Origin of the sequence: Mesorhizobium sp. M1066 (assembly GCF_040318635.1) — a bacterium.
Classification (GTDB): domain Bacteria; phylum Pseudomonadota; class Alphaproteobacteria; order Rhizobiales; family Rhizobiaceae; genus Mesorhizobium.
The window spans coordinates 1-18,709 of sequence record NZ_JAMYMR010000015.1 but is presented as its reverse complement, the minus strand read 5'-3'; the positions used below and the strand labels follow the sequence as shown (position 1 = coordinate 18,709).

Sequence of the window (18,709 nt, the reverse complement as noted above, 5' to 3'; positions counted from 1 at the left end):
CCCACAGCGAGTCTTCGTTTGATCGGAGCGGAACCGCTTTGCGCCCTGCCGCGCTAACGCTGCTCGATCAGCGTCTTCGCCGCGTCTTTCCCCGCCGAGAGGATGCGATCGGACAATTCCGTTCCGCCCACGGCGCGGGCCATTTGCAGCGTGCCGAGGAGCGTTGCGAAGACAGCCAGCGCCACGCCCTCCGGATTCTTGGCCTGCGGTAGCGCTTCCGCCAACTGGCGCACCAAAGCCAGCAGGTGGTCTGTATAGGCTTCACGCGTTTCAGGCGGCTGACGGGCGAGCTCCGGCAGCAGCGCAGCTGACGCGCAGCCCTTTCCGGGATTGTCCCGGTGCTCGGCCGACAGATACATGTCGATGGCCATCTCCACGCCCGAAGCCAATGCTTCCGCCAGTTGCTGCGCCTGAAGCTCCATCGCCGCCGCCACGCTTTCGCGGACAAGCTGCGCCTTGGATTGAAAGTGTGGATAGAAGGCGCCGTTCGTCAGCCCGGCGTCGCTCATGATGGTCGCCAGTCCGGACGCAGCTATGCCGTCGCCGCGAAAGCGTTCCGCTGCGACCTCCATGATCCGTCCGCGCGAGGCGTCCTTCCGGCCCTTTTCGTAGCGCATGGCTGCTATTCCTTTCTGCTATTGCATTATGAACGTAATCTGATATTACGACTGTAATTCAACGGGCGCAAAAAAGCTAGCCCTCATGATTTTGGAGCACGAAATGAATGCGAATTCCGGAAAAACCGCTGTTGTAACGGGAGCCTCTTCGGGCATTGGCCGCGCCAGTGCCGAGGCTCTGGCAAGGGCGGGGTTCACGGTCTTCGGAACCAGCCGGCGCAAGGCCGACGACGGCCCGGACGGGGTGACCATGCTGGTTTGCGACGTGACCGACGGTGAAGCCGTTGCCGCACTCGTTTCGACGGTGCTGTCGCAGACCGGCCGGATCGACCTCTTGGTCAACAATGCCGGCGTCGGCCAGCTTGGAGGCGCCGAGGAATTCTCGATTGCACAGGTGCAGGCCTTGTTTGACGTGAATCTGTTCGGCGTCATCCGCGTGACCAATGCGGTGCTGCCGTCGATGCGGCGGCGTGGCGAAGGGCGCATTGTCAATATCGGCTCTGTGCTGGGACTGGTGCCGGCGCCGTATTCAGCGCATTATTCGGCAGTCAAGCACGCGCTCGAGGGCTATTCGGAATCGCTCGACCATGAGGTTCGTGCCTTCAATATCCGCGTCTCGGTCATCGAGCCGGCATTCGTTCGTACTGTCTTCGACCAGAACGGGATCCAGCCGGATTCGCCTTTGCAGGAATACGATCAGGCTCGAGCTACGCTGGAAGCGCTGCTTCGCGATGTGATGCCTGTCGCCGATCGGCCCGAAGTGGTGGCGCAGGTGGTCGTCAAAGCAGCGACCGATGCCCGTCCGCAACGGCGCTACACCGCCGGCAAGGCAGCGCGCCAAGTCAGCCTGCTGCGCCGCTTTGCCCCTGCGGGGATATTCGACAAGAGCCTGCGCAAACAGTTCCGCCTGCCGGTCTGAACGACAGCGAGCAGAGGATTTCACGCACATGCGACTAGCCAAAAATACTCTCAGAAAGTCACTGCCATGAAAGCATTCGTCGTCGACAAATATAGCAAGAACGGCACGCTGCGGCTGGCCGAAATGCCGGAGCCGAAACTCGGGGACAGCGATGTCCTGGTCGAGGTCCACGCCGCGGCGGTGAACCTGCTGGATTCCAAGATCAAAACCGGAGAGTTCAAGCTGATCCTGCCCTATCGCCGACCATTCATCCTGGGTCACGACGTGGCCGGGAGGGTTGTCCGCGTGGGATCGAAAGTCCGCAAGTTCAAACTCGGCGACGACGTCTATGCGCGGCCGCGCGATGGCCGGATCGGGACATTCGCCGAGTTCATAGCCATGGACGAGGCGGACGTGGCGCTGAAGCCCGGGAACCTCAGCATGGAAGAGGCGGCCTCGATCCCGCTGGTCGGCCTGACCGCCTGGCAGGCGCTCATCGAAAGGGCCAACCTGAAGAGGGGACAGAAGGTCTTCATTCAAGCCGGATCCGGCGGCGTGGGGACATTCGCCATCCAACTGGCAAAGCATCTCGGCGCGACCGTTGCGACCACCGCCAGCGCGGCGAGTGCCGGTCTGGTCAAGGGGCTCGGCGCCGATGTCGTCGTCGATTACAGGAAAGACGATTTCGAAAAAGTGCTGTCGGGCTACGACGTCGTCTTGAACAGCCAGGACACAAAGACACTTGAAAAGTCACTGAATGTGCTGAAACCGGGAGGCAAGCTCATCTCCATCTCCGGCCCACCGGATCCCGACTTCGCCAGGGAAAAGGGATTGAACATGGTGCTGAAGCTGGTGCTTCGCCTGCTGAGCCGCGGTATTCGAGCGAGAGCCAAGCGCCGTGGCGTGACGTTCTCGTTTCTCTTCATGTGGGCGCAGGGCGAGCAGTTGAGCAAGATCGCATCGCTCATCGAAGCCGGTTCGATCCGCCCGGTTGTTGACCGGGTCTTTCCCTTCGAGGCGACCAACGAGGCGCTGGCCTATGTCGAAACAGGACGCGCCAAGGGCAAGGTCGTCATCAAGGTCAGATAGCAACTCAGCTGCGATCGAGGTCAGCCGCGCCGGGCTGCATCGATCGCCGCGACGTCGATCTTCGTCATCTCCATCATCGCATCAAAGGCGCGTTTGGCTTCCTCGCCGCCGGCCGCCATGGCCTCGGTCAACGTGCGCGGCGTGATTTGCCAGGACACGCCCCATTTGTCCTTGCACCAGCCGCACGCGCTCTCCTGGCCGCCATTGCCGACGATGGCATTCCAGTAGCGGTCGGTTTCCTGCTGATCGTCGGTGGCGATCTGGAACGAGAAGGCCTCGCTCTGCTTGAATGTGGAGCCGCCGTTCAATCCGATGCAGGGAATCCCGGCAACGGTAAATTCGACCGTCAACACGTCGCCTTTCTTGCCGGACGGAAAGTCGCTCGGCGCAGGGTGAACGGCGCCCACCCTGGTGTCGGGAAAGGTCTCCGCGTAGAAGCGAGCCGCAGCCTCGGCGTCCTTGTCGAACCAGAGGCAAATCGTGTTCTTTGGCATCGTTGGCATTGCGTGTTCCTTTCGGTGTTAGAGTTGGCGGAGGTCAGCCCAGCAAATTACGTGCCGTGCGCATGAAGATCCTTGACCCGATCGGGATCAGGTCGTCGGGAAAGTCATAGTCGGGATTGTGCAAGGCAGGGTGCCGCTCGCCTGCACCGAGGAAGAACATCGCCGACTTGGCACTATGGCCGAACAGGCCGAAATCTTCAGAGGCGCGCATCGGCAGGGCTTCTTCGCCGTGCGCGACGCCCTCTTCATCGAGCGCGCGCCTCAGATGCTCCACCGCGTCCGGCGCGTTGACGCTGGCGACGAAGATCTCATGATAGTCCCAGCGGGCGGAAAGGCGATGCTCGCCCGCGACCCTGGCGACGAGCGCTTCGGCGGCAGCGCACAGGTTTGCCATGCGCTCGTCACGCCGGGTGCGCAGCGTTGCCCACACCTGCGCATGAGCCGGGGCGATGCCGAACACGGCCTCGCCCATCGCGGCATGGGTGACGGTCAGCATGGAGAAGTCGTCGTCGGCGAAGGTTCCGCGCCCGAGCGCCGGCAGCGCCGGCATCAGCTCACTGATCGCCAGCATCGGCGAGATGCCGGTCTCCGGCATGGACGAATGGGCGGTCTTGCCCTCCAGTATGATGCGCATGCCGCGTGACGCACAGTTGACCACGCCGGGCTTGAGCCGCACCTCGCCGAACGGCACGCCAGGCAGGTTGTGCAGCGAGAAAGCGAAATCCGGTGCGATCTCGCCGAAGCGCGGATCGGCAACGACGCCAGCCGCGCCGTTGCCGGTTTCCTCCGCCGGCTGGAACATCAGCACGACGCGGCCGCTTGCAGGCCTCTCGCGCCCCAACTGACGGCCGAGGGATGCCAGGATCGCGGTGTGTCCGTCATGGCCGCACATATGTGACTTGCCCGGCACGCACGACGAATGCGGCACGCCTGAAAGTTCTTCGATAGGCAAAGCATCGAGTTCCGAACGGAACAGCACCGTAGGCCCCGCTTTGCCGCTGTCATATATGGCCGCGACGCCGTGCCCGCCGAGCTGTGTCAGCACCTTGTCCGGCCCCGTATCGGCGAGGAAGGCGACGACCTCCTTTGCGGTCTTCTCCTCTTCATTCGAGATTTCCGGTTGCTGATGCAGCTTGCGCCGCCATTCGGTTAGTTCGACAATGTCTCGATTGGTCAAAGTCATGCTTTTTCAGCCTCCGCTGCACTCTTCATTTCATTGACACGTCCAGTCACAGGGGGTGTCAAACGCAATGATGAATTGCTAGCGATAAAGGGCAGTTCCCGCCACAGTCCAAGTTTCGGGCTTCGGCAGGCCAGAAACGACCGTTCTCCCAGCCATTCTCAGCCTATTGATTGATCTCGGGCTCGACGAGCTTTGCCAGATTTCTGAGCGACTCCTGCCAGCCGAGATAGCAGGCCTCGACCGGAATGACGTCCGGAATGCCCGCCTGGGCGATGTCGATTTCAGTGCCGACCGACACTTTTTTCAAGACCACGGTCACTCGTATCTCGCCGGGCAGGTTGGGATCGTCGAACCTGTCGGTGTAAAGCAGGCGCTCGCCCGGAACGAGTTCGAGATACTCGCCGCCGAAGGAGTGGCTGTCGCCGGTGGTGAAATTGCGGAACGACATCTTGAACGTGCCGCCGACCTTTGCCTCGAAACTATGGACCGTGCAGGTGAAGCCGTTTGGCGGAAGCCACTTGGCCAGCGCGTCCGCTTCAACGAAGGCGCGATAGACCTTTTCCGGGCTGGTCGTCAGAACGCGGTGCAAACGTACGGTGCCGGGCATTGCTGGATCCTTTCATGAATGCCTGTTCGATACCCCAAGGACGGACGAAGGCTAGCCAGTCCGACATTGGTTTGCGAATTTTTTGGGTTTGCAAATTTTTTGAGGGCGCACGGCCTGCGTACCCACAGTCATACCGTTCGACCCCGCGCCTGTCGGGCGAGGTGGTGGACGAACTGCACCGGCTCTGGAGCTGGCGTTCACCTGCTAAATCGGGTTCCTGAGCCATCTTGTTGTTCAGGCGCGGTTTTCCCGATTGGCGCGAACGGCCGCGCGTCCCGGCCAATGCTTCGACGCGCTAAATAGGGCAGCGCGTCTTTGCCGTCCATGTGCCGATCATTAGAATTTGCATCTGATCAGAGTTGATTTCCTATCTGGCCGTTAATGCGGCCATGCTGTTAATCAGCGCTTGCTAATGAGTCTTTCGAACCCGAGGAAGTAATGACCAAGAATCTCGGCAATGCACGTCATACGCCAGCGAAGGACCAGCAGGTCTCCCTTCTAGGCAAAGCCGCGCCGGCACTTTTTCCGCTGGTCGTGGCGGCACTGGGCTACATGATTGGCAAGCAGTTCTTCGGCATCTAGCCGCGAAGACAGGGTCTTCCGTTCCCCAACGTCCCGGCGGACCAACCATGTCAACGCCGCGCCGTTGACATTGCAGCGGCGTGTCGCCAGACATCGACGTCAAACATGGACGTCGCCGAAGGAAAGTTCGCCGTCGTCGCCGGCCGCAAAGAAGGCGAAGGCGAGCAGCCCGACATAGAAAGCCGCGACAAAGACCACGATCGCCACACCGGGAATCGGGCCAAGGGCGGCGCTGTCTACGGCCTCGCGAAGCGAGCCGACAAAGCCGGTCCTGACACCTGCGGACTGAAGGCTGGGGGTCGATATCTTCAGCACCCAGGCCAGCAGCAGGATCAGGAAGAGATAGAGGTAATTTCGCCGCAGGCGGCGCGCCAGCGCGACACGTTGCGACAGCAGGAATTTCGGCGCGCGCAGGCCTTCGCCGACGATGAGCAGCCAATCCGAGGCGAAGTCGGGTTGCGGAGGGAAGATCTGCGCGAAATAGTGGCGCTCGAACTGGCGCACGCGAGCCCGATAGAAATCGAAGAACCGATAGCGGCGCGCCTCGATCCACAGCAGGAGCAGGATCAGCAGCATGGCGAACAGCAGAACGCCGTGATGCGCACTGGCTGTCGACAGCGACACAGAAAGCAGCGCCGCCACCACGGTGATCGCCCAGTTGGTCGTCCTGTCCAGTCGGTCGCGCCATCCCGCCATGCGAGCGATCTCGGCGCGGTGGAAATGGGACAGCGTGTTGACGCGCTCCGCCGATGAAAGGACGGGGCCAGCGGGCTTTGCCGACGCGTCGTTCATGGCATCCTCCGGCAAGGAACAGAACAGTTTGCCGGCAACATCGTTCCAAGACGCGTCACGCAAGAGCGGCATCGGCCACTCGTGATCTATCTCGGCTGCACGGCCCTTGAGAATCCTTCAGCCTTCGGCAACATGGCGGTGGGGCTGGGAGCGCGAAGATGAGCAAGGCTATTTCCACCGCATCATCGAGGGTCCCGCGCAAGGCGCCGATGGCTCTGACCGAGGATCTCATCGCGCGCACCATGCGTGCTGTCGAGGATGCCGGGCCGACGCCGGGCATGGTTCACATGACCGATGCCGACTATGCGCGCATCCGCGACGAGGTGCTGGCCGGCGCTCCGGCCGGGCCGCTGAAACTATTTGCCTATGGCTCGCTGTTGTGGAAGCCCGCCGGCGAGGTGAGGGGCGGAGAACGCGCGGTGGCCAGCGGCTGGCATCGTTCGTTCTGCTTCACGGTGCAGCGTTTTCGCGGCACGGTCGAGCAGCCCGGCCTGATGATGGCGCTCGATCGCGGCGGCCAGTGCCAGGGCATGGTGTTCGAGATCGCGGAGCCGGTGGCGGCTAACCTCGAAGCGCTGCTGCGCCGCGAAATGACCATCCTGCCCGCCGTCAACGTGCCGCGCTGGCTGCAGGTCAGGACCGAAGGCGGCCCATGTCGCGCGCTTGGCTTCGTCGTCGATCCCGCCAATCCGCGTTATGCCGGCAAGCTCGACAAGCAGGCGATCGCGGCGACGCTGGTGACAGCCGCCGGTCATTGGGGCTCGGGCGCGCAATATCTTTTCGAGACGATCCGCCACCTCGAAGCCTGCGGCATCCGCGACCGCAATCTGTGGCGGTTGCAGGAATTGGTGGCCGTGGAGATCGGGCTGACCATCGCCCAGAAGTGATCCGCCCAGAAGTGATCCGTTCAGACGCGGCACGCTTCAGTCGTGTTTGGCCCCGGATGTTTGCAGGCCACAGCACTTTGCGAAGCAAATCTCTGATTTCGGAAGTCTCCGCAGTGAGGATTTAATGAATTGAAAACAGTTCTGGCCCAACGATGACCTGAACACCGGCGCAGGACACGGTGCGCGTGGGCCAATCATGAAATCCTCGACCGGAGAGCATTACCCAGCGCTGGATCATGTTCGTGGCCTGGCGGCCTTTCTTGTCTTTTCCTGGCATTTCCTTCATGCGTCTCCTGAAGGCCCGGTGCCTTATGACTTCATGCCGGCTCTTCCCCTCTTCAGCGTTCTGGATGAAGGGCATACTGGCGTTTCCCTGTTCATGGCGCTTTCCGGGTACCTGTTCGCCAAGCTGCTCGATGGAAAGCAGATCAACTATCTGCCCTTCTTTGCCAACAGGGCCCTCAGGCTGCTTCCGCTTCTGCTGGTGATGATATGTATCGAGGCTTGCCGCAGGTACCTGGCCGGCCAGTCCCTCGACGGGTATTTCATGGGCGTCGGCTTGGGGGTTCTTCTTCCCACCCTTTCGAATGGCGGCTGGTCGGTAACGATCGAAGCGCACTTCTACCTGTTGCTGCCGTTCTTGCTGATGGCATCCAGGCGGTTTGTGTTCGCGCCCTTGCTGTTCATCGCGGCAGCCATTGTGCTGAGGTCCGTGCTGTATGTGCAGATCGGCGAAGTGCAGTCAGCGGCGTCCGTAACCATCATAGGCCATGCGGATCAGTTCCTGGCCGGCATTCTTGCCTTCCACCTGCGTGCCCACGCGAAGAACCAACACTGGCTGGCGCTGGCCGTTCTCATGGCTTTTTCGGGGTTCTTCTGGTGGTTCGATGCAGCCGGCGGATTTTACCAGCTGGGCCGCTATCCGTCGCCTCATTGGATATGGATCATCCTGCCGACCCTGGAGGCGGCAGCCTATTCATTCGGCATCGCCTACTACGACACGAGCTTTTCGAAAAAGCGAACAAGCCCGCCGTTCAGGATACTGGAGAAGGCGGGGGTCTACAGCTATTCGATCTATCTTCTGCACCTGTTCTTCGTCATGCAATTGGCGGCGTTCATAGACACGAATGTCATGAGCATCAGCAATTTCTACGTCGCATGCCTCTGGTCCGCATTGTGCTTCGTGGCGACGATCCCGATCGGCTATCTCAGCTACACGTGCGTCGAGGCGCCATTCCTGCGCCTGCGAATGCGCTATGTGGACCAAAAGCCCGGAACCGCGGCATCGGTCGCGGCCGAGATTGGATCGGTCATCGCCGATACACCGACCTCGCTTAGCCGTCCCTGAGCCACACCAGCATCTCGCCGGGCTCGCGGTTGTCCCAGGCGAAATAGGGAATGGCGGTCAGGCGCGTCTGCGCGGTGGTCGGCGGCTCGGGCCTGTAGAGCCCGTCCTGCCAGCCGTCGGGGACATCGGCAAGTGCCGCGGTCGACAGCGTCACCACGCCGCCGAGAAGTTCCGGCCGCTGCTGCGCTTCGATGGTGGCCGTCCGCGGCAGCGTCAGGCGATGCGGCTGGCTGTCATTGTCTGATGCCTCGACGCAATAGATCAGCGGGCCGCGTGACAGCGCGACGCGGCCGGCATCCTGGCGCACCTGCGGGTTGGCATAGAGCCGCTCGATCGGCATTTCGAGATCGAGCCGGACATCATCGCCCTTCGTCCATGTTCGCTTGATCGCGGCGTAGCCGTCGCTGGTGATCTCAGCCGGCTTGATGGCCTCGCCGTTCACCTTCAACTGGGCACTGGCGCTCCAGGCGGGAATGCGCAGGTGCAAGGTAAATTCGACCGGCGCCTGCGGTTCGAGCGCGATCTCGACGGCGCCGTCCCAGGGATACCTGCTCGTCTGCGTCAGGCTGACCGGGACGCCCGATATGTCGAAACGGGCGGTCGAGTCGCCATAGAGGTGGATGGCCAACGCATCGTCGGCCAGGCTGTAGAAATAGCTGCCGATCGAAGCGACCATGCGTCCGATATTGGGCGGGCAGCACGGGCAGCGGTGCCACTTCCACCTGTTGTGCTTGCCCCGGCTTTCCAATGGGTTCTCGTAGAAAAACAGCGAGCCGTCGAGCGACAGGCCCGAGATCGAACCGTTGTAGAGGGCGCGTTCCATCATGTCGGCGTAGCGCGCGTTCGGCCCCATGCCGAGCATGCGGCTGGCCCAGAACACCAGGCCCACCGCTGCACAGGTCTCGGCATAGGCGCTCTCGTTGGGCAGGTCGTAGTCGCTGGTGAACCCCTCATTGTGCGCCGATGGTCCCAGTCCGCCGGTGACATAGAGGCTCTTGGTGGTGAGATCGTCCCACAGAAGGTCGAGTGCGGACCGCAGCGTGTCGTCGCCATATTCGGTGGCGATGTCGGCCATGCCCGAATAGAGGTACATCGCCCTGACAGCATGGCCGACGACCTTGTGCTGTTCGCGCACCGGGATGTGCGACTGGCTGTATTCATAGGTCTTGAAATGATAGGCCTTCGGGTCGGCGCCGCGGGCGCGGGCCTCCTCGTCGAAATAATGTGGCTGCTGCCCGCGCTGGTCGATGAAGTATTTGGCCAGCTCCATGTATTTCCGCTCGCCGGTCACCCGCGCCAGCTTGACCAGTGCCAGCTCGATCTCCTCATGACCGCAATAGCCCTTCTTCTTGCCGGGCTCGGGGCCGAGCACGGACGCGATATGATCTGCATAGCGGCACATGATATCGAGCAGCTTGCGTTTTCCCGTCGCCTGGTAGTAGGCGACCGCGCCCTCGATCAGATGGCCGGCGCAATAGAGTTCGTGGCAGTCGCGCAGATTGGTCCAGCGCTTGCCGGGCTGGATGCGCTGATACCAGCTCGAGAGATAGCCGTCCTCCTGCTGCAGCTTGCCATACATGTCGATGACGGCATCGATCTTCTTCTCCAGTTCGGGATTCTTGCGCCGGTAGAGCGAATAGGCTGCGGTCTCGATCGTCTTGCCGAGATCGGAATCCCAGAACATCTGCGTGGTCACCGTCGATCCGGTGAATTCCGCGCCCTGGCGGTCGGCTTCGTCGGGAGAGGGCGAATGGAAGGGGATGACTATGCCGGGCGAGGGGCGGTCCGGATCGATCTGCTCCAGCATGCGGGCCTCGACGCAGCGCTCATACAGGATGTCGGCAGTGCGCGTCGCGACCGCGTCGGCGCGATCGCCCCAGAAGCCGTGCACGTCGACCTGCGGCACCGGCAGCGGGCGGAAGGCGAGCTTCGGTTTTCCGGTTTTTGCGGATGGCGATGCGGTCATGAAACTTACTCCATTCGGTCTGTCTATTTGACGGCCCCGGCCATCAGGCCGCGGATGTAGAAGCGCTGCAGCGCCAGGAACAGGATCAGGCACGGCACCATCATCACGGTGACGCCAGCCTGCACCGCGCCCCAGTCGATGGCGCCGAAGCGGCCCGACTGCAGTGCGGTCATCATCACCGGCAGCGTGAACTTGGATTGGTCGGTCATCAGCACGAGGGCGGCGAGGAATTCGTTCCAGGCGCCGAGGAAGGCAAACAGGGCGATGGTGACGACGCCCGGCCAGACCAGCGGCAGCATCACCTTCAAAAGCATTGTGAGATTGCTGGCACCGTCCATGCGGGCGGCCTCCTCGATTTCGCGCGGCACGGCGTCGAAGGCGTTGCGCATCATGAAGATCGAGAACGGCAGTTGCAGCGTCACATAGACGCCGACCAGGCCGGTCAGGGTGTTGTGCAGGCCAAGCTTGGTCAGCACCAGGAAGATCGGCGTCAGGATCGACTGGAACGGGATCATGATCGTCGACAGGATGAGGATAAAGAACAGGTCCTTGAACGGAAACCGAAACCGCGAAAAGCCGTAGCCGGCCAGCACGCTGACGGCGACCGAGAGCACGACGGTCATCACCGAGACATAGATGCTGTTTTGCGCCGAAGCCCACAGCCCGTCGCCGAAGCTGTTAAGCGTGGCATAGTTCTCCAGCGAGAACCCCGACGTCGGCCAGGGGGGCAGCGGCGGCAGGCGTGCTTCGGCCGCCGGCTTGAACGCCGACAGCACCGCCCACACGATCGGCGCGGCAAACAGCACCGAGGCGACGATGCCGGTCGAATGCTCTGCGACGCGGCTCAGGAGCCGGCGGCTACGGGAGGCGGCCTGCGCCATCAGTCGAGACCCTCCGGCTTGCGCAGCAGCCACAGCTGGACGAGGCTGAGCGCCACCAGGATCACCAGCAGCACCATGGAGAGCGCCGCGCCATAGCCGAGCTTGAACGACACGAAGGACTGGTTGAAGATCCAGTAGACCGCGGTCAGCGTCTGGTTGCGCGGGCCGCCGCGCAGGATGATGTAGAACTGGTCGAAGGCGAGGATCGAGCCGGCGACCGACAGGATCAGCGCCAATGCGAGCGTACGGCGCATCAGCGGCAGGGTGATTGCCCTGAACCTGGCGAACGGACCGGCACCGTCGATGACGGCCGCCTCCTGCAGGTCCTGCGGGATCGATTGCAGGCCGGCCATCAGGATAATCATGGTGAAGCCGGCGACCTTCCAGACAACCATGGCGATGATCGACCAGAAGGCCGGCTGGAAGGTGGCCAGAAGGTTGAACTTTCTGTCGATCAGTCCGAGGTCGTAAGCGGCCGGGCTGAACAGGCCGGAATCGACATTCAGCAACCACGACCAGAGCAGGCTGGCCGAGGCGAAACCGACAACCGCCGGCATGAAGAACATGGTGCGGTAGAGATTGGTCAGCGGCCGCGGCCGTTCGACGAACAGCGCCAGCGGAAAGGCCACCACGAAGATCGCGATGGTGACGATCACCGTGTAGAAGGCGGTAAAGCGCAGCGCGTTCCAGAACCTGATGTCGCGCAGGATGGCGACGTAATTGCCGAGGCCGATATAGCTGTGCTCGCCCATCAGCGGCCAATTGTGTAGCGACATCCACGCCGTCATGCCGAGCGGGATCAGGAAAAAGACGACGACCAGCGCGACAGCCGGCGCGACATAGAGCAGGCCGATCCATTGTTGGCGGCTGGCGACCCTGCGGGCGCGGGGCGGGGCAGGGGTTGCTGCGGTTGTGATAGAGCTCATGCCGTGCCTGTTCTTCCGTCGGATACAGTTGGCCGCCCCACCTCCCCCTTGTGGGGAGGTCGGACCGAAGGTCCGGGTGGGGGTACTGGCGCTGACCCCCACCCCGCTGCTTTGCAGCAACCCTCCCCACAAGGGGGAGGGTAAACAACGCGCCGGCCCCCCCCCCCGGGAGACGGGGGGGGGGCCGGAAGGCGGCCGCTTATTTTTGCGGCGCCTGGTCGATGATCGACTGCATCGTCTCTTGTGCGTTGGCTATGGCGCCATCGACATCGTCGCCGAAGAAGACCTCGTTGATCATCTGCGTCCACGGCCCGTTGGCGGAGTTGATCAGGTCGTTGAACACCACCGAATAGGGTGTCTTGCCCTTGGCCATGGCCTCGGCGGCGATCTGGTAGCGCGGATCGAGATCCTTCAGCGCTTCCTTGGCGATGTCGCCGCGCACCGGCAGGCTGCCGTATTTGGCAAGGATTGTCTGGCCTTCGAGCGAATAGGCGAAGTCGAGGAACTCCTTCACCACCGGCAGTTTCGTGGTGCCCTTGGTGACGACGAAATTGTCGCCGCCGGCAAAGGACGACCAGCCGCTGTCCTTGCCCGGCAGGAAGGTGACGCCGTAGTCGATATCGGGATACTGGGTGTTGAGCGCGCCGATGGCGAAGGCGCCGGACGGCGAGATGCCGATATTGCCGGCGGCAAATGCCGCAAAGAAGTTGGCGCCGGTATCGGTCTGCGCGCCCGCCGGCACCAGATCCTTCTTGACCATCGAGCGGTAGAGATCGATGGCGCCGCGCAGCTGCGGGCTGTCCAGCGTCGCCTTCGAGCCGTCTTCGCTCAGGATGTCGCCGCCCGATGCCCAGATCAGGGGTGTGAAAGTGAAGATGTTGCAGCCGCCGCAATTGCCGGAGAAGTAGAAGCCCTTGATGTTGCCGCCGAGCGCGTTGACCTTCTCGGCATCGGCCGCGATCTCGGCCCAGTTGGCCGGACCTTTTTCGGGGTCGAGGCCGGCCTGCTTGAACAGCTTCTTGTTCCAGATCAGCACCGAGGCGTCGGCGGAGAAGGGCAGGCCATAGATGTGATCCTTGTAGGTGCCGGTCTTCACATGCGCCGGCGACAGGCTGGCAAAATAGGGCAGGGACTTTGCCCAGTCGGTGATGTCCTCCAATTGGCCGGCTGCGGCGAAGGACGGCGTGTAGATCAGGTCGAGCGACAGCGCGTCGGGCGCCGTGCCGCCGGCGGCCGCGGCACCGTATTTCGGGATGATCTCGGCATTGGGAATGATGTCGAGCTTGACCTGGTTGGTGTGCGCCTTGTTGTAGGCATCGACGATCCTCGGCATGAAATTCGAGCCGTCGGCGCGCACCCAAATGTTGGCCGTCTCGGCGGCGGCAGTGCCGAGACCGCCACCCAAAACGGCAGCGGCCAGAGTCAGTTTGGCAATCAGGTTCCTCATGTTCTCCTCCTCCAAGGTTGGCCGCGGTCCGCGGCTTGGCGCCGATTGCGCGGCGCTTCGTTTTCAGCCACCCGGCGGATGGCCGCATGACTGCCGCACCACCAGCCGGCACGGCAGTTTTCGAATGCCTGGCGCGGCGGGCTTGCCGCCGACCAGCGAAAGCAGGGTCAACCCGGCCTCGCGCCCGAGCGCGACCAGGTTCATGTCGACAGAGGTCAGCGGCGGGCGCGTCGCCTCGGCCACGATCTCCCAATTGTCGAAACCGATGACGCCGACATCACTGGGGACGTCGAGCCCGCGTTCGCGCAGAGCATCGATGACGCCGCGCGCGATCTGGTCGTTGCCGCAGAAGACCGCGTCCGGCCTTTCGCTTTTGCCGTCGAACAGTTGCGCAACCGCCTGGTGACCCCAGGCTTCCGACCAGGAGCCGAGCAGCGGCTCGCTGACCGTCAGGCCGTTTTCGACGAGCACGTCGCGGTAAGCCTGGACGCGCGCGTGCACCACGGCAAAGCTCGCCGGCCCGGTGACGTGGGCGATGCGCTTGCGGCCCAGCCGGCAGAAATGCTCGACGGCCAGCCGGGCGCCGCCAACATCGTCCGAGACGAAAGCGACGGCGTCGGGATCTGGCTGCGTGAAAGCATAGATCACCGGGACGCGCAGATCGGAGAGGTCGACGGGGAGATGGCGATCGATGCGCTTGCCGGTGGCGATGATGCCGTCCACGCGCTTGTCGAGCATGGCGTCGACATGCATCTGGCCCAGCCGCGGATCCTCCTCGACATTGCACAGGAACACCGAGACGCCATTGTCGACCAGCGCGTCCGAAATGCCCGACATCAGCGGCAGCGAGAAGCGGCCATAGGTATCGTTGGTGAGCAGGCCGACGGTGAAGCTGCGGCGCCGGAGCAGGCTTTGCGCCAGGCTGTTGGGCCGGAAGCCAAGCCGCCGGGCGGTCTCGCGAATGCGTTCGCGCGTCTCGGCTGTCATCCGGCCCTGGCTGTTGAGCGCCTTGGATGCGGTGGCGACGCTGACTCCGGCCTGCGCGGCCACGTCACGCAAGGTGACTGGCTTGGAAAAGGCCGGAACAGGCAGATCGTCCGATGGCATCGCGTCGAGAATCCTTAGTTGGGAAAAGGTTTTCTCTTACCGACCTGAATGGGGCCCGGCAGGCGGCCGAGCCCGATTGAAATTATTGGGAAAACCTTTTCTCATTTGAAGCTAGGCCAGATCGGATCGCCGTTCAAGGGAAAAGTTGGTTGGGCCTCGGCTCCTCGGGAAGCGAGGTCCGGCAAAGGGTTGGCGCGGCCGGGCGGCAAACCTGGCCGCCAGATGTGCTGGCGGACGCTCTGAAAATCGTGCCGAAAATTCTGAACAATCCCTCGAGATTAACCTTTCCGTAAATATTTGGCCGCTACTTCGACAGCCATGGCCTCGTGGCGGAGCGGCTACGCTGGAGACGGCAAATCTCTGAAGCCTCGGTTCGATCCCGAGGCGAGGCCTCCAAAATTTGGTGTCCCAATCTGCCCCGGGTGCAGTCAGTTCCCACGAATAGATTGTGTGTTGCGAAGGCAGTACGGACTGGCCGTCAAAGCAGTCCTGTCTTGAATTTGGCATGCAGGGGCTCGCGAAAAGAGTGCTATGGAAGGGGTGCGAGCGTAGTTGCTTCGCTTTTCCCTGACATTCGAGGCCTTTCGTGCGTGAACCGTCGCTGCTGCCCGTCTTTGGAAAACTTGGCCTCAAGGCCCCTGTCGCCTTGGCGGCGGCACCGGTCTCGTCGGCAGGTGTGCCGCACCTGCGGAAGCTTCTGGCCGTGCATGGCGGCATGGTGCTGAAACTGTCGGTCGTCGCCTGGACGGTACTGATCCTGGGCGCCGTGTTTTTCACGATGCAAGGCTGACCGCCATGGCCAACCGCTACACGCTGCGCATGGAGCTTCCCCAGAGCTGGAGCATCATCGATGTCTTCACCGGCCAGCCTGCGGTTGTCCGGCAAAAGGTGATGGTCGGGATGGGGCCGCGCGAGGCCGAGGACATGGTCGTGCAGATGAATGTCCGCGACGTCAAACGCCGCGAAAGGGCCGAGCGCAAGACCTGATCGCGGTCAGCGCCAACTCGCCGCCATTTCAGCCGAAATCGGCCGCCGTCAGCACATACATGCTCTTGCGGGTGCGGTCATAGGCCCTCGACGCCACCTCGCGGATGGCGCTGCTCTCGGTGTCGAATGTCTGGAGATAACCGGCTTCATCGGCAGCTGTGCCCGGCCGCATCTTGGCCATGGCGTCGGCAGCGACGGAAAACGAGATCTGAAACATGCCGTCATGGCCAACGAAACGAATGCGCTGGCCCGCTTCGTCATAGCTGCGGCTGCGGTTGGGGAAGGTGAGGCTCATGTCTTGGCCTCCGTGGCTTTCTTGGTCACCCGCTTCTTCTTCGGCGTCGGATTGAGGGCCTCGGCGACACGATCGGCCTCTTCCTTGGCCAGCCGAAGCTCCCTCAGCCTTGCCGTCTTGATCTCCCTGGCTCTTGCCTCGGACATATATTCGGCGGTCGCCTTGTTTTTCTCCGCTGTCTTCTTCTGCTTGTCGACAAAGCGGGCTTCAGCTTTTTCCATGATCGTCTGATTGCCTTCGGCCATCGAAGAAATCTCCCTTGTGCCTGAAATCGTGAAAGTGAACTTGTCCGATAAATAGGCGCTCGATCGGCAAAATTCAATCTTTTGAATTATTTGACATTCTGCGGATATCACGAAACGGCCAGCCGAAATAATACTTTTGAATATTTAATGCGGTCCGCGAATAATTTTTGGCACTCCTATCTATCGAGTGCCAACGCGTCTATAGAGGAGGGGCGTGGCCGCCTGTGCCGGCCCCAGAAAGAAAGTTCCCATGAAATTTCGGCCACTCCACGACCGTGTCGTCATTCGTCGCGCCGAAGGCGATATCAAATCCAAGGGCGGGATCATCATCCCCGACACTGCCAAGGAAAAGCCGCAGGAGGGCGAAGTCATCGCTGTCGGCCCTGGCGCACGCGACGAAAACGGCGCACTTGTTCCGCTCGACGTCAAGGCCGGCGACTTTATCCTGTTCGGCAAATGGTCGGGCACCGAGGTCAAGATCGACGGCGAGGACCTTCTGATCATGAAGGAAGCCGACATCATGGGCGTCATCGACAAGAGCGAGACTGGCATCATCGACAAGGGCGCTGCAACCGACAAGACCGTGGCCGCCAAGAAAGCTGCCTGACCTCATTTTCTCCGAACGAACTGGATAAAAATCATGTCTGCCAAGGAAATAAAATTCTCCACCGACGCGCGCGACCGCATGCTGCGCGGCGTCGAGATCCTCACCAATGCGGTGAAGGTCACGCTCGGCCCTAAGGGCCGCAACGTCATCATCGACAAGGCCTATGGCGCGCCGCGCATCACCAAGGACGGCGTCACCGTCGCCAAGGAAATCGAGCTTGCCGACAAGTTCGAGAACATGGGCGCCCAGATGGTGCGCGAAGTGGCCTCGAAGACCAACGACCTCGCCGGTGACGGCACCACCACCGCCACGGTGCTGGCCGCCTCGATCCTGCGTGAAGGCGCCAAGCTGGTCGCCGCCGGCATGAACCCCATGGATTTGAAGCGCGGCATCGACCAGGCGGTTTCCGCCGTGGTCAAGGAAATCCAGGCGCGCGCCAAGAAAGTCAAGTCGTCGGCCGAGATCGCACAGGTCGGCACCATCGCCGCCAATGGCGATGCCAGCGTCGGCGAGATGATCGCCAAGGCGATGGACAAGGTCGGCAATGACGGCGTCATCACCGTCGAGGAAGCCAAGACCGCCGAGACCGAACTCGACGTCGTCGAAGGCATGCAGTTCGACCGCGGCTATCTCTCGCCCTATTTCGTCACCAATGCCGACAAGATGCGCGTCGAGCTGGAAGAGCCCTACATCCTCATCCACGAGAAGAAGCTCGGCAATCTGCAGGCGATGCTGCCGATCCTCGAAGCGGTGGTGCAGAGCGGCAGGCCGCTGCTGATCATCTCCGAGGACGTCGAGGGCGAGGCTCTGGCGACGCTGGTCGTCAACAAGCTGCGCGGCGGCCTCAAGGTCGCGGCCGTCAAGGCGCCGGGCTTCGGCGATCGCCGCAAGGCGATGCTGGAAGACATCGCCGTGCTGACATCAGGCCAGATGATCTCCGAGGACCTCGGCATCAAGCTTGAAAACGTCACCATCGAGATGCTCGGCCGCGCCAAGCGTGTGCTGATCGAGAAAGACACCACCACGATCATCGACGGTGCCGGCACCAAGGCGACGATCCAGGCGCGCGTCGCCCAGATCAAGGGCCAGATCGAGGAGACGACCTCCGACTACGACAAGGAAAAGCTGCAGGAGCGGCTGGCCAAGCTCGCCGGTGGCGTTGCCGTCATCCGCGTCGGCGGCGTCACCGAGTCGGAAGTCAAGGAAAAGAAGGACCGCATCGACGATGCGCTGAACGCCACCCGCGCGGCGGTCGAGGAAGGCATCGTGCCCGGCGGCGGCGTGGCTCTGCTGCGTGCCCGCTCGGTGCTTGGCGGCCTGACCGGCGCCAATGCCGATGTCACGGCCGGCATCACGATCGTGCTGCGGGCGCTCGAAGCGCCGATCCGCCAGATCGCCGAGAATTCCGGCGTCGAAGGCTCGATCGTCGTCGGCAAGCTCACCGACAGCAAGGACCACAATCAGGGTTTTGACGCCCAGAACGAGGTCTATGTCGACATGATCAAGGCAGGCATCGTCGATCCGGCGAAAGTGGTGCGCACCGCACTGCAGGATGCCGGCTCGATCGCGGCCCTTCTGATCACCGCCGAAGCGATGATCACCGACGTTCCGCCGAAAGACGCTGCCCCGGCGGGCGGCGGTGGCGGTATGGGCGGCTACTAGAGCGGGATGAAATGAGACTGAATCGGCTTGGGATTCCCTTAGGCGTGCAAATCTGATTCAACCTTCATGCTGGGCAAGGA

At 62.3% G+C, this 18,709-nt stretch carries 21 protein-coding genes; 9 read left to right on the top strand and 12 right to left on the bottom strand.

All coding sequences use genetic code 11. The features are described 5' to 3' along the window. Window positions 1-53: 53 nt before the first annotated feature. Window positions 54-617, bottom strand: a complete 564-nt coding sequence (locus NKH52_RS19465) for a TetR/AcrR family transcriptional regulator (protein WP_352732708.1) — start codon at window positions 615-617, stop codon at window positions 54-56. A 103-nt stretch (window positions 618-720) separates the two neighbouring features. Here NKH52_RS19465 and NKH52_RS19460 point away from each other — a divergent pair, with 103 nt between their 5' ends. Next, window positions 721-1,536, top strand: coding sequence for an oxidoreductase (locus NKH52_RS19460; protein WP_127294852.1), 816 nt, complete (start codon window positions 721-723; stop codon window positions 1,534-1,536). A 66-nt stretch (window positions 1,537-1,602) separates the two neighbouring features. After that, entirely contained in the window at window positions 1,603-2,604 is a 1,002-nt protein-coding gene (locus NKH52_RS19455; protein ID WP_127294854.1) for an NADP-dependent oxidoreductase, read from the top strand. Window positions 2,605-2,624: 20 nt separating this feature from the next. On the opposite strand, the gene NKH52_RS19450 is transcribed toward NKH52_RS19455, so the two are convergent. From NKH52_RS19450 to NKH52_RS19440, 3 genes are all read right to left on the bottom strand, one after another. Next, window positions 2,625-3,098, bottom strand: a complete 474-nt coding sequence (locus NKH52_RS19450) for a VOC family protein (protein WP_127294945.1) — start codon at window positions 3,096-3,098, stop codon at window positions 2,625-2,627. Between the two features lie 43 nt (window positions 3,099-3,141). After that, window positions 3,142-4,290 carry an amidohydrolase gene (locus tag NKH52_RS19445; RefSeq protein WP_352732705.1) on the bottom strand — a complete coding sequence of 383 codons (1,149 nt, stop codon included), beginning with the start codon at window positions 4,288-4,290 and terminating at the stop codon, window positions 3,142-3,144. A gap of 163 nt (window positions 4,291-4,453) precedes the next feature. Then, on the bottom strand, window positions 4,454-4,897 hold the full coding sequence (locus NKH52_RS19440; RefSeq protein ID WP_352732702.1) for an SRPBCC family protein: 444 nt from the start codon (window positions 4,895-4,897) through the stop codon (window positions 4,454-4,456). Window positions 4,898-5,335: 438 nt separating this feature from the next. On the opposite strand from NKH52_RS19440, the gene NKH52_RS19435 reads away from it, so the two are divergent. Continuing rightward, complete coding sequence (locus NKH52_RS19435; RefSeq protein ID WP_023809352.1) at window positions 5,336-5,479, top strand: hypothetical protein; 144 nt, start codon at window positions 5,336-5,338, stop codon at window positions 5,477-5,479. 99 nt (window positions 5,480-5,578) lie between these two features. On the opposite strand, the gene NKH52_RS19430 is transcribed toward NKH52_RS19435, so the two are convergent. Continuing rightward, the gene (locus NKH52_RS19430; RefSeq protein WP_352732699.1) at window positions 5,579-6,271 is read right to left on the bottom strand and encodes a DUF2270 domain-containing protein; all 693 of its coding nucleotides are present in this window, start codon (window positions 6,269-6,271) and stop codon (window positions 5,579-5,581) included. A gap of 158 nt (window positions 6,272-6,429) precedes the next feature. Here NKH52_RS19430 and NKH52_RS19425 point away from each other — a divergent pair, with 158 nt between their 5' ends. Both NKH52_RS19425 and NKH52_RS19420 read left to right on the top strand, forming a co-directional pair. Next, a complete protein-coding gene (locus NKH52_RS19425; RefSeq protein ID WP_352732696.1) occupies window positions 6,430-7,158 on the top strand; it encodes a gamma-glutamylcyclotransferase in 729 nt (242 codons plus the stop codon). Between the two features lie 196 nt (window positions 7,159-7,354). Beyond that, complete coding sequence (locus NKH52_RS19420; protein ID WP_352732693.1) at window positions 7,355-8,506, top strand: acyltransferase family protein; 1,152 nt, start codon at window positions 7,355-7,357, stop codon at window positions 8,504-8,506. Here NKH52_RS19420 and NKH52_RS19415 read toward each other — a convergent pair. From NKH52_RS19415 to NKH52_RS19395, 5 genes are all read right to left on the bottom strand, one after another. Further along, window positions 8,493-10,472 (bottom strand): glycoside hydrolase family 127 protein, encoded by a 1,980-nt coding sequence (locus tag NKH52_RS19415; protein ID WP_352732690.1) that lies wholly within the window; start codon window positions 10,470-10,472, stop codon window positions 8,493-8,495. The genes NKH52_RS19420 and NKH52_RS19415 overlap by 14 nt on opposite strands. A 23-nt stretch (window positions 10,473-10,495) precedes the next feature. Beyond that, on the bottom strand, window positions 10,496-11,353 hold the full coding sequence (locus NKH52_RS19410; RefSeq protein ID WP_127326524.1) for a carbohydrate ABC transporter permease: 858 nt from the start codon (window positions 11,351-11,353) through the stop codon (window positions 10,496-10,498). Beyond that, window positions 11,353-12,279, bottom strand: coding sequence for a carbohydrate ABC transporter permease (locus tag NKH52_RS19405; protein WP_352732687.1), 927 nt, complete (start codon window positions 12,277-12,279; stop codon window positions 11,353-11,355). The genes NKH52_RS19410 and NKH52_RS19405 overlap by 1 nt, the downstream gene beginning before the upstream one ends. Window positions 12,280-12,478: 199 nt before the next feature. Further along, window positions 12,479-13,726 carry an ABC transporter substrate-binding protein gene (locus NKH52_RS19400; protein ID WP_128305584.1) on the bottom strand — a complete coding sequence of 416 codons (1,248 nt, stop codon included), beginning with the start codon at window positions 13,724-13,726 and terminating at the stop codon, window positions 12,479-12,481. A 63-nt stretch (window positions 13,727-13,789) separates the two neighbouring features. Further along, window positions 13,790-14,833 carry a LacI family DNA-binding transcriptional regulator gene (locus NKH52_RS19395; RefSeq protein ID WP_352732684.1) on the bottom strand — a complete coding sequence of 348 codons (1,044 nt, stop codon included), beginning with the start codon at window positions 14,831-14,833 and terminating at the stop codon, window positions 13,790-13,792. A 586-nt stretch (window positions 14,834-15,419) separates the two neighbouring features. On the opposite strand from NKH52_RS19395, the gene NKH52_RS19390 reads away from it, so the two are divergent. Beyond that, on the top strand, window positions 15,420-15,623 hold the full coding sequence (locus NKH52_RS19390; protein ID WP_023809343.1) for a hypothetical protein: 204 nt from the start codon (window positions 15,420-15,422) through the stop codon (window positions 15,621-15,623). A 5-nt stretch (window positions 15,624-15,628) separates the two neighbouring features. After that, on the top strand, window positions 15,629-15,820 hold the full coding sequence (locus tag NKH52_RS19385; RefSeq protein ID WP_024503908.1) for a hypothetical protein: 192 nt from the start codon (window positions 15,629-15,631) through the stop codon (window positions 15,818-15,820). 28 nt (window positions 15,821-15,848) lie between these two features. Here the strand turns inward: NKH52_RS19385 and NKH52_RS19380 are convergent, their stop codons facing one another. Both NKH52_RS19380 and NKH52_RS19375 read right to left on the bottom strand, forming a co-directional pair. Further along, on the bottom strand, window positions 15,849-16,115 hold the full coding sequence (locus NKH52_RS19380) for a DUF1488 family protein (protein WP_352732681.1): 267 nt from the start codon (window positions 16,113-16,115) through the stop codon (window positions 15,849-15,851). Continuing rightward, on the bottom strand, window positions 16,112-16,360 hold the full coding sequence (locus NKH52_RS19375; protein ID WP_023760015.1) for a hypothetical protein: 249 nt from the start codon (window positions 16,358-16,360) through the stop codon (window positions 16,112-16,114). The genes NKH52_RS19380 and NKH52_RS19375 overlap by 4 nt, the downstream gene beginning before the upstream one ends. 250 nt (window positions 16,361-16,610) lie before the next feature. Here NKH52_RS19375 and NKH52_RS19370 point away from each other — a divergent pair, with 250 nt between their 5' ends. Next, window positions 16,611-16,967 carry a co-chaperone GroES gene (locus NKH52_RS19370; RefSeq protein WP_352551448.1) on the top strand — a complete coding sequence of 119 codons (357 nt, stop codon included), beginning with the start codon at window positions 16,611-16,613 and terminating at the stop codon, window positions 16,965-16,967. Window positions 16,968-17,000: 33 nt separating this feature from the next. Next, window positions 17,001-18,629 (top strand): chaperonin GroEL, encoded by a 1,629-nt coding sequence (gene groL, locus NKH52_RS19365; RefSeq protein ID WP_128305588.1) that lies wholly within the window; start codon window positions 17,001-17,003, stop codon window positions 18,627-18,629. The last annotated feature ends 80 nt before the right edge of the window (window positions 18,630-18,709 follow it).

What these genes read in the sequence shown, in the direction of transcription:
- NKH52_RS19465 (WP_352732708.1), bottom strand. Translation starts at nt 617, where the DNA reads ATGCGCTACGAAAAGGGCCGGAAGGACGCCTCGCGCGGACGGATCATG.
- NKH52_RS19460 (WP_127294852.1), top strand. Translation starts at nt 721, where the DNA reads ATGAATGCGAATTCCGGAAAAACCGCTGTTGTAACGGGAGCCTCTTCG.
- NKH52_RS19455 (WP_127294854.1), top strand. Translation starts at nt 1,603, where the DNA reads ATGAAAGCATTCGTCGTCGACAAATATAGCAAGAACGGCACGCTGCGG.
- NKH52_RS19450 (WP_127294945.1), bottom strand. Translation starts at nt 3,098, where the DNA reads ATGCCAAAGAACACGATTTGCCTCTGGTTCGACAAGGACGCCGAGGCT.
- NKH52_RS19445 (WP_352732705.1), bottom strand. Translation starts at nt 4,290, where the DNA reads ATGACTTTGACCAATCGAGACATTGTCGAACTAACCGAATGGCGGCGC.
- NKH52_RS19440 (WP_352732702.1), bottom strand. Translation starts at nt 4,897, where the DNA reads ATGCCCGGCACCGTACGTTTGCACCGCGTTCTGACGACCAGCCCGGAA.
- NKH52_RS19435 (WP_023809352.1), top strand. Translation starts at nt 5,336, where the DNA reads ATGACCAAGAATCTCGGCAATGCACGTCATACGCCAGCGAAGGACCAG.
- NKH52_RS19430 (WP_352732699.1), bottom strand. Translation starts at nt 6,271, where the DNA reads ATGAACGACGCGTCGGCAAAGCCCGCTGGCCCCGTCCTTTCATCGGCG.
- NKH52_RS19425 (WP_352732696.1), top strand. Translation starts at nt 6,430, where the DNA reads ATGAGCAAGGCTATTTCCACCGCATCATCGAGGGTCCCGCGCAAGGCG.
- NKH52_RS19420 (WP_352732693.1), top strand. Translation starts at nt 7,355, where the DNA reads ATGAAATCCTCGACCGGAGAGCATTACCCAGCGCTGGATCATGTTCGT.
- NKH52_RS19415 (WP_352732690.1), bottom strand. Translation starts at nt 10,472, where the DNA reads ATGACCGCATCGCCATCCGCAAAAACCGGAAAACCGAAGCTCGCCTTC.
- NKH52_RS19410 (WP_127326524.1), bottom strand. Translation starts at nt 11,353, where the DNA reads ATGGCGCAGGCCGCCTCCCGTAGCCGCCGGCTCCTGAGCCGCGTCGCA.
- NKH52_RS19405 (WP_352732687.1), bottom strand. Translation starts at nt 12,279, where the DNA reads ATGAGCTCTATCACAACCGCAGCAACCCCTGCCCCGCCCCGCGCCCGC.
- NKH52_RS19400 (WP_128305584.1), bottom strand. Translation starts at nt 13,726, where the DNA reads ATGAGGAACCTGATTGCCAAACTGACTCTGGCCGCTGCCGTTTTGGGT.
- NKH52_RS19395 (WP_352732684.1), bottom strand. Translation starts at nt 14,833, where the DNA reads ATGCCATCGGACGATCTGCCTGTTCCGGCCTTTTCCAAGCCAGTCACC.
- NKH52_RS19385 (WP_024503908.1), top strand. Translation starts at nt 15,629, where the DNA reads ATGGCCAACCGCTACACGCTGCGCATGGAGCTTCCCCAGAGCTGGAGC.
- NKH52_RS19380 (WP_352732681.1), bottom strand. Translation starts at nt 16,115, where the DNA reads ATGAGCCTCACCTTCCCCAACCGCAGCCGCAGCTATGACGAAGCGGGC.
- NKH52_RS19375 (WP_023760015.1), bottom strand. Translation starts at nt 16,360, where the DNA reads ATGGCCGAAGGCAATCAGACGATCATGGAAAAAGCTGAAGCCCGCTTT.
- NKH52_RS19370 (WP_352551448.1), top strand. Translation starts at nt 16,611, where the DNA reads ATGAAATTTCGGCCACTCCACGACCGTGTCGTCATTCGTCGCGCCGAA.
- groL (WP_128305588.1), top strand. Translation starts at nt 17,001, where the DNA reads ATGTCTGCCAAGGAAATAAAATTCTCCACCGACGCGCGCGACCGCATG.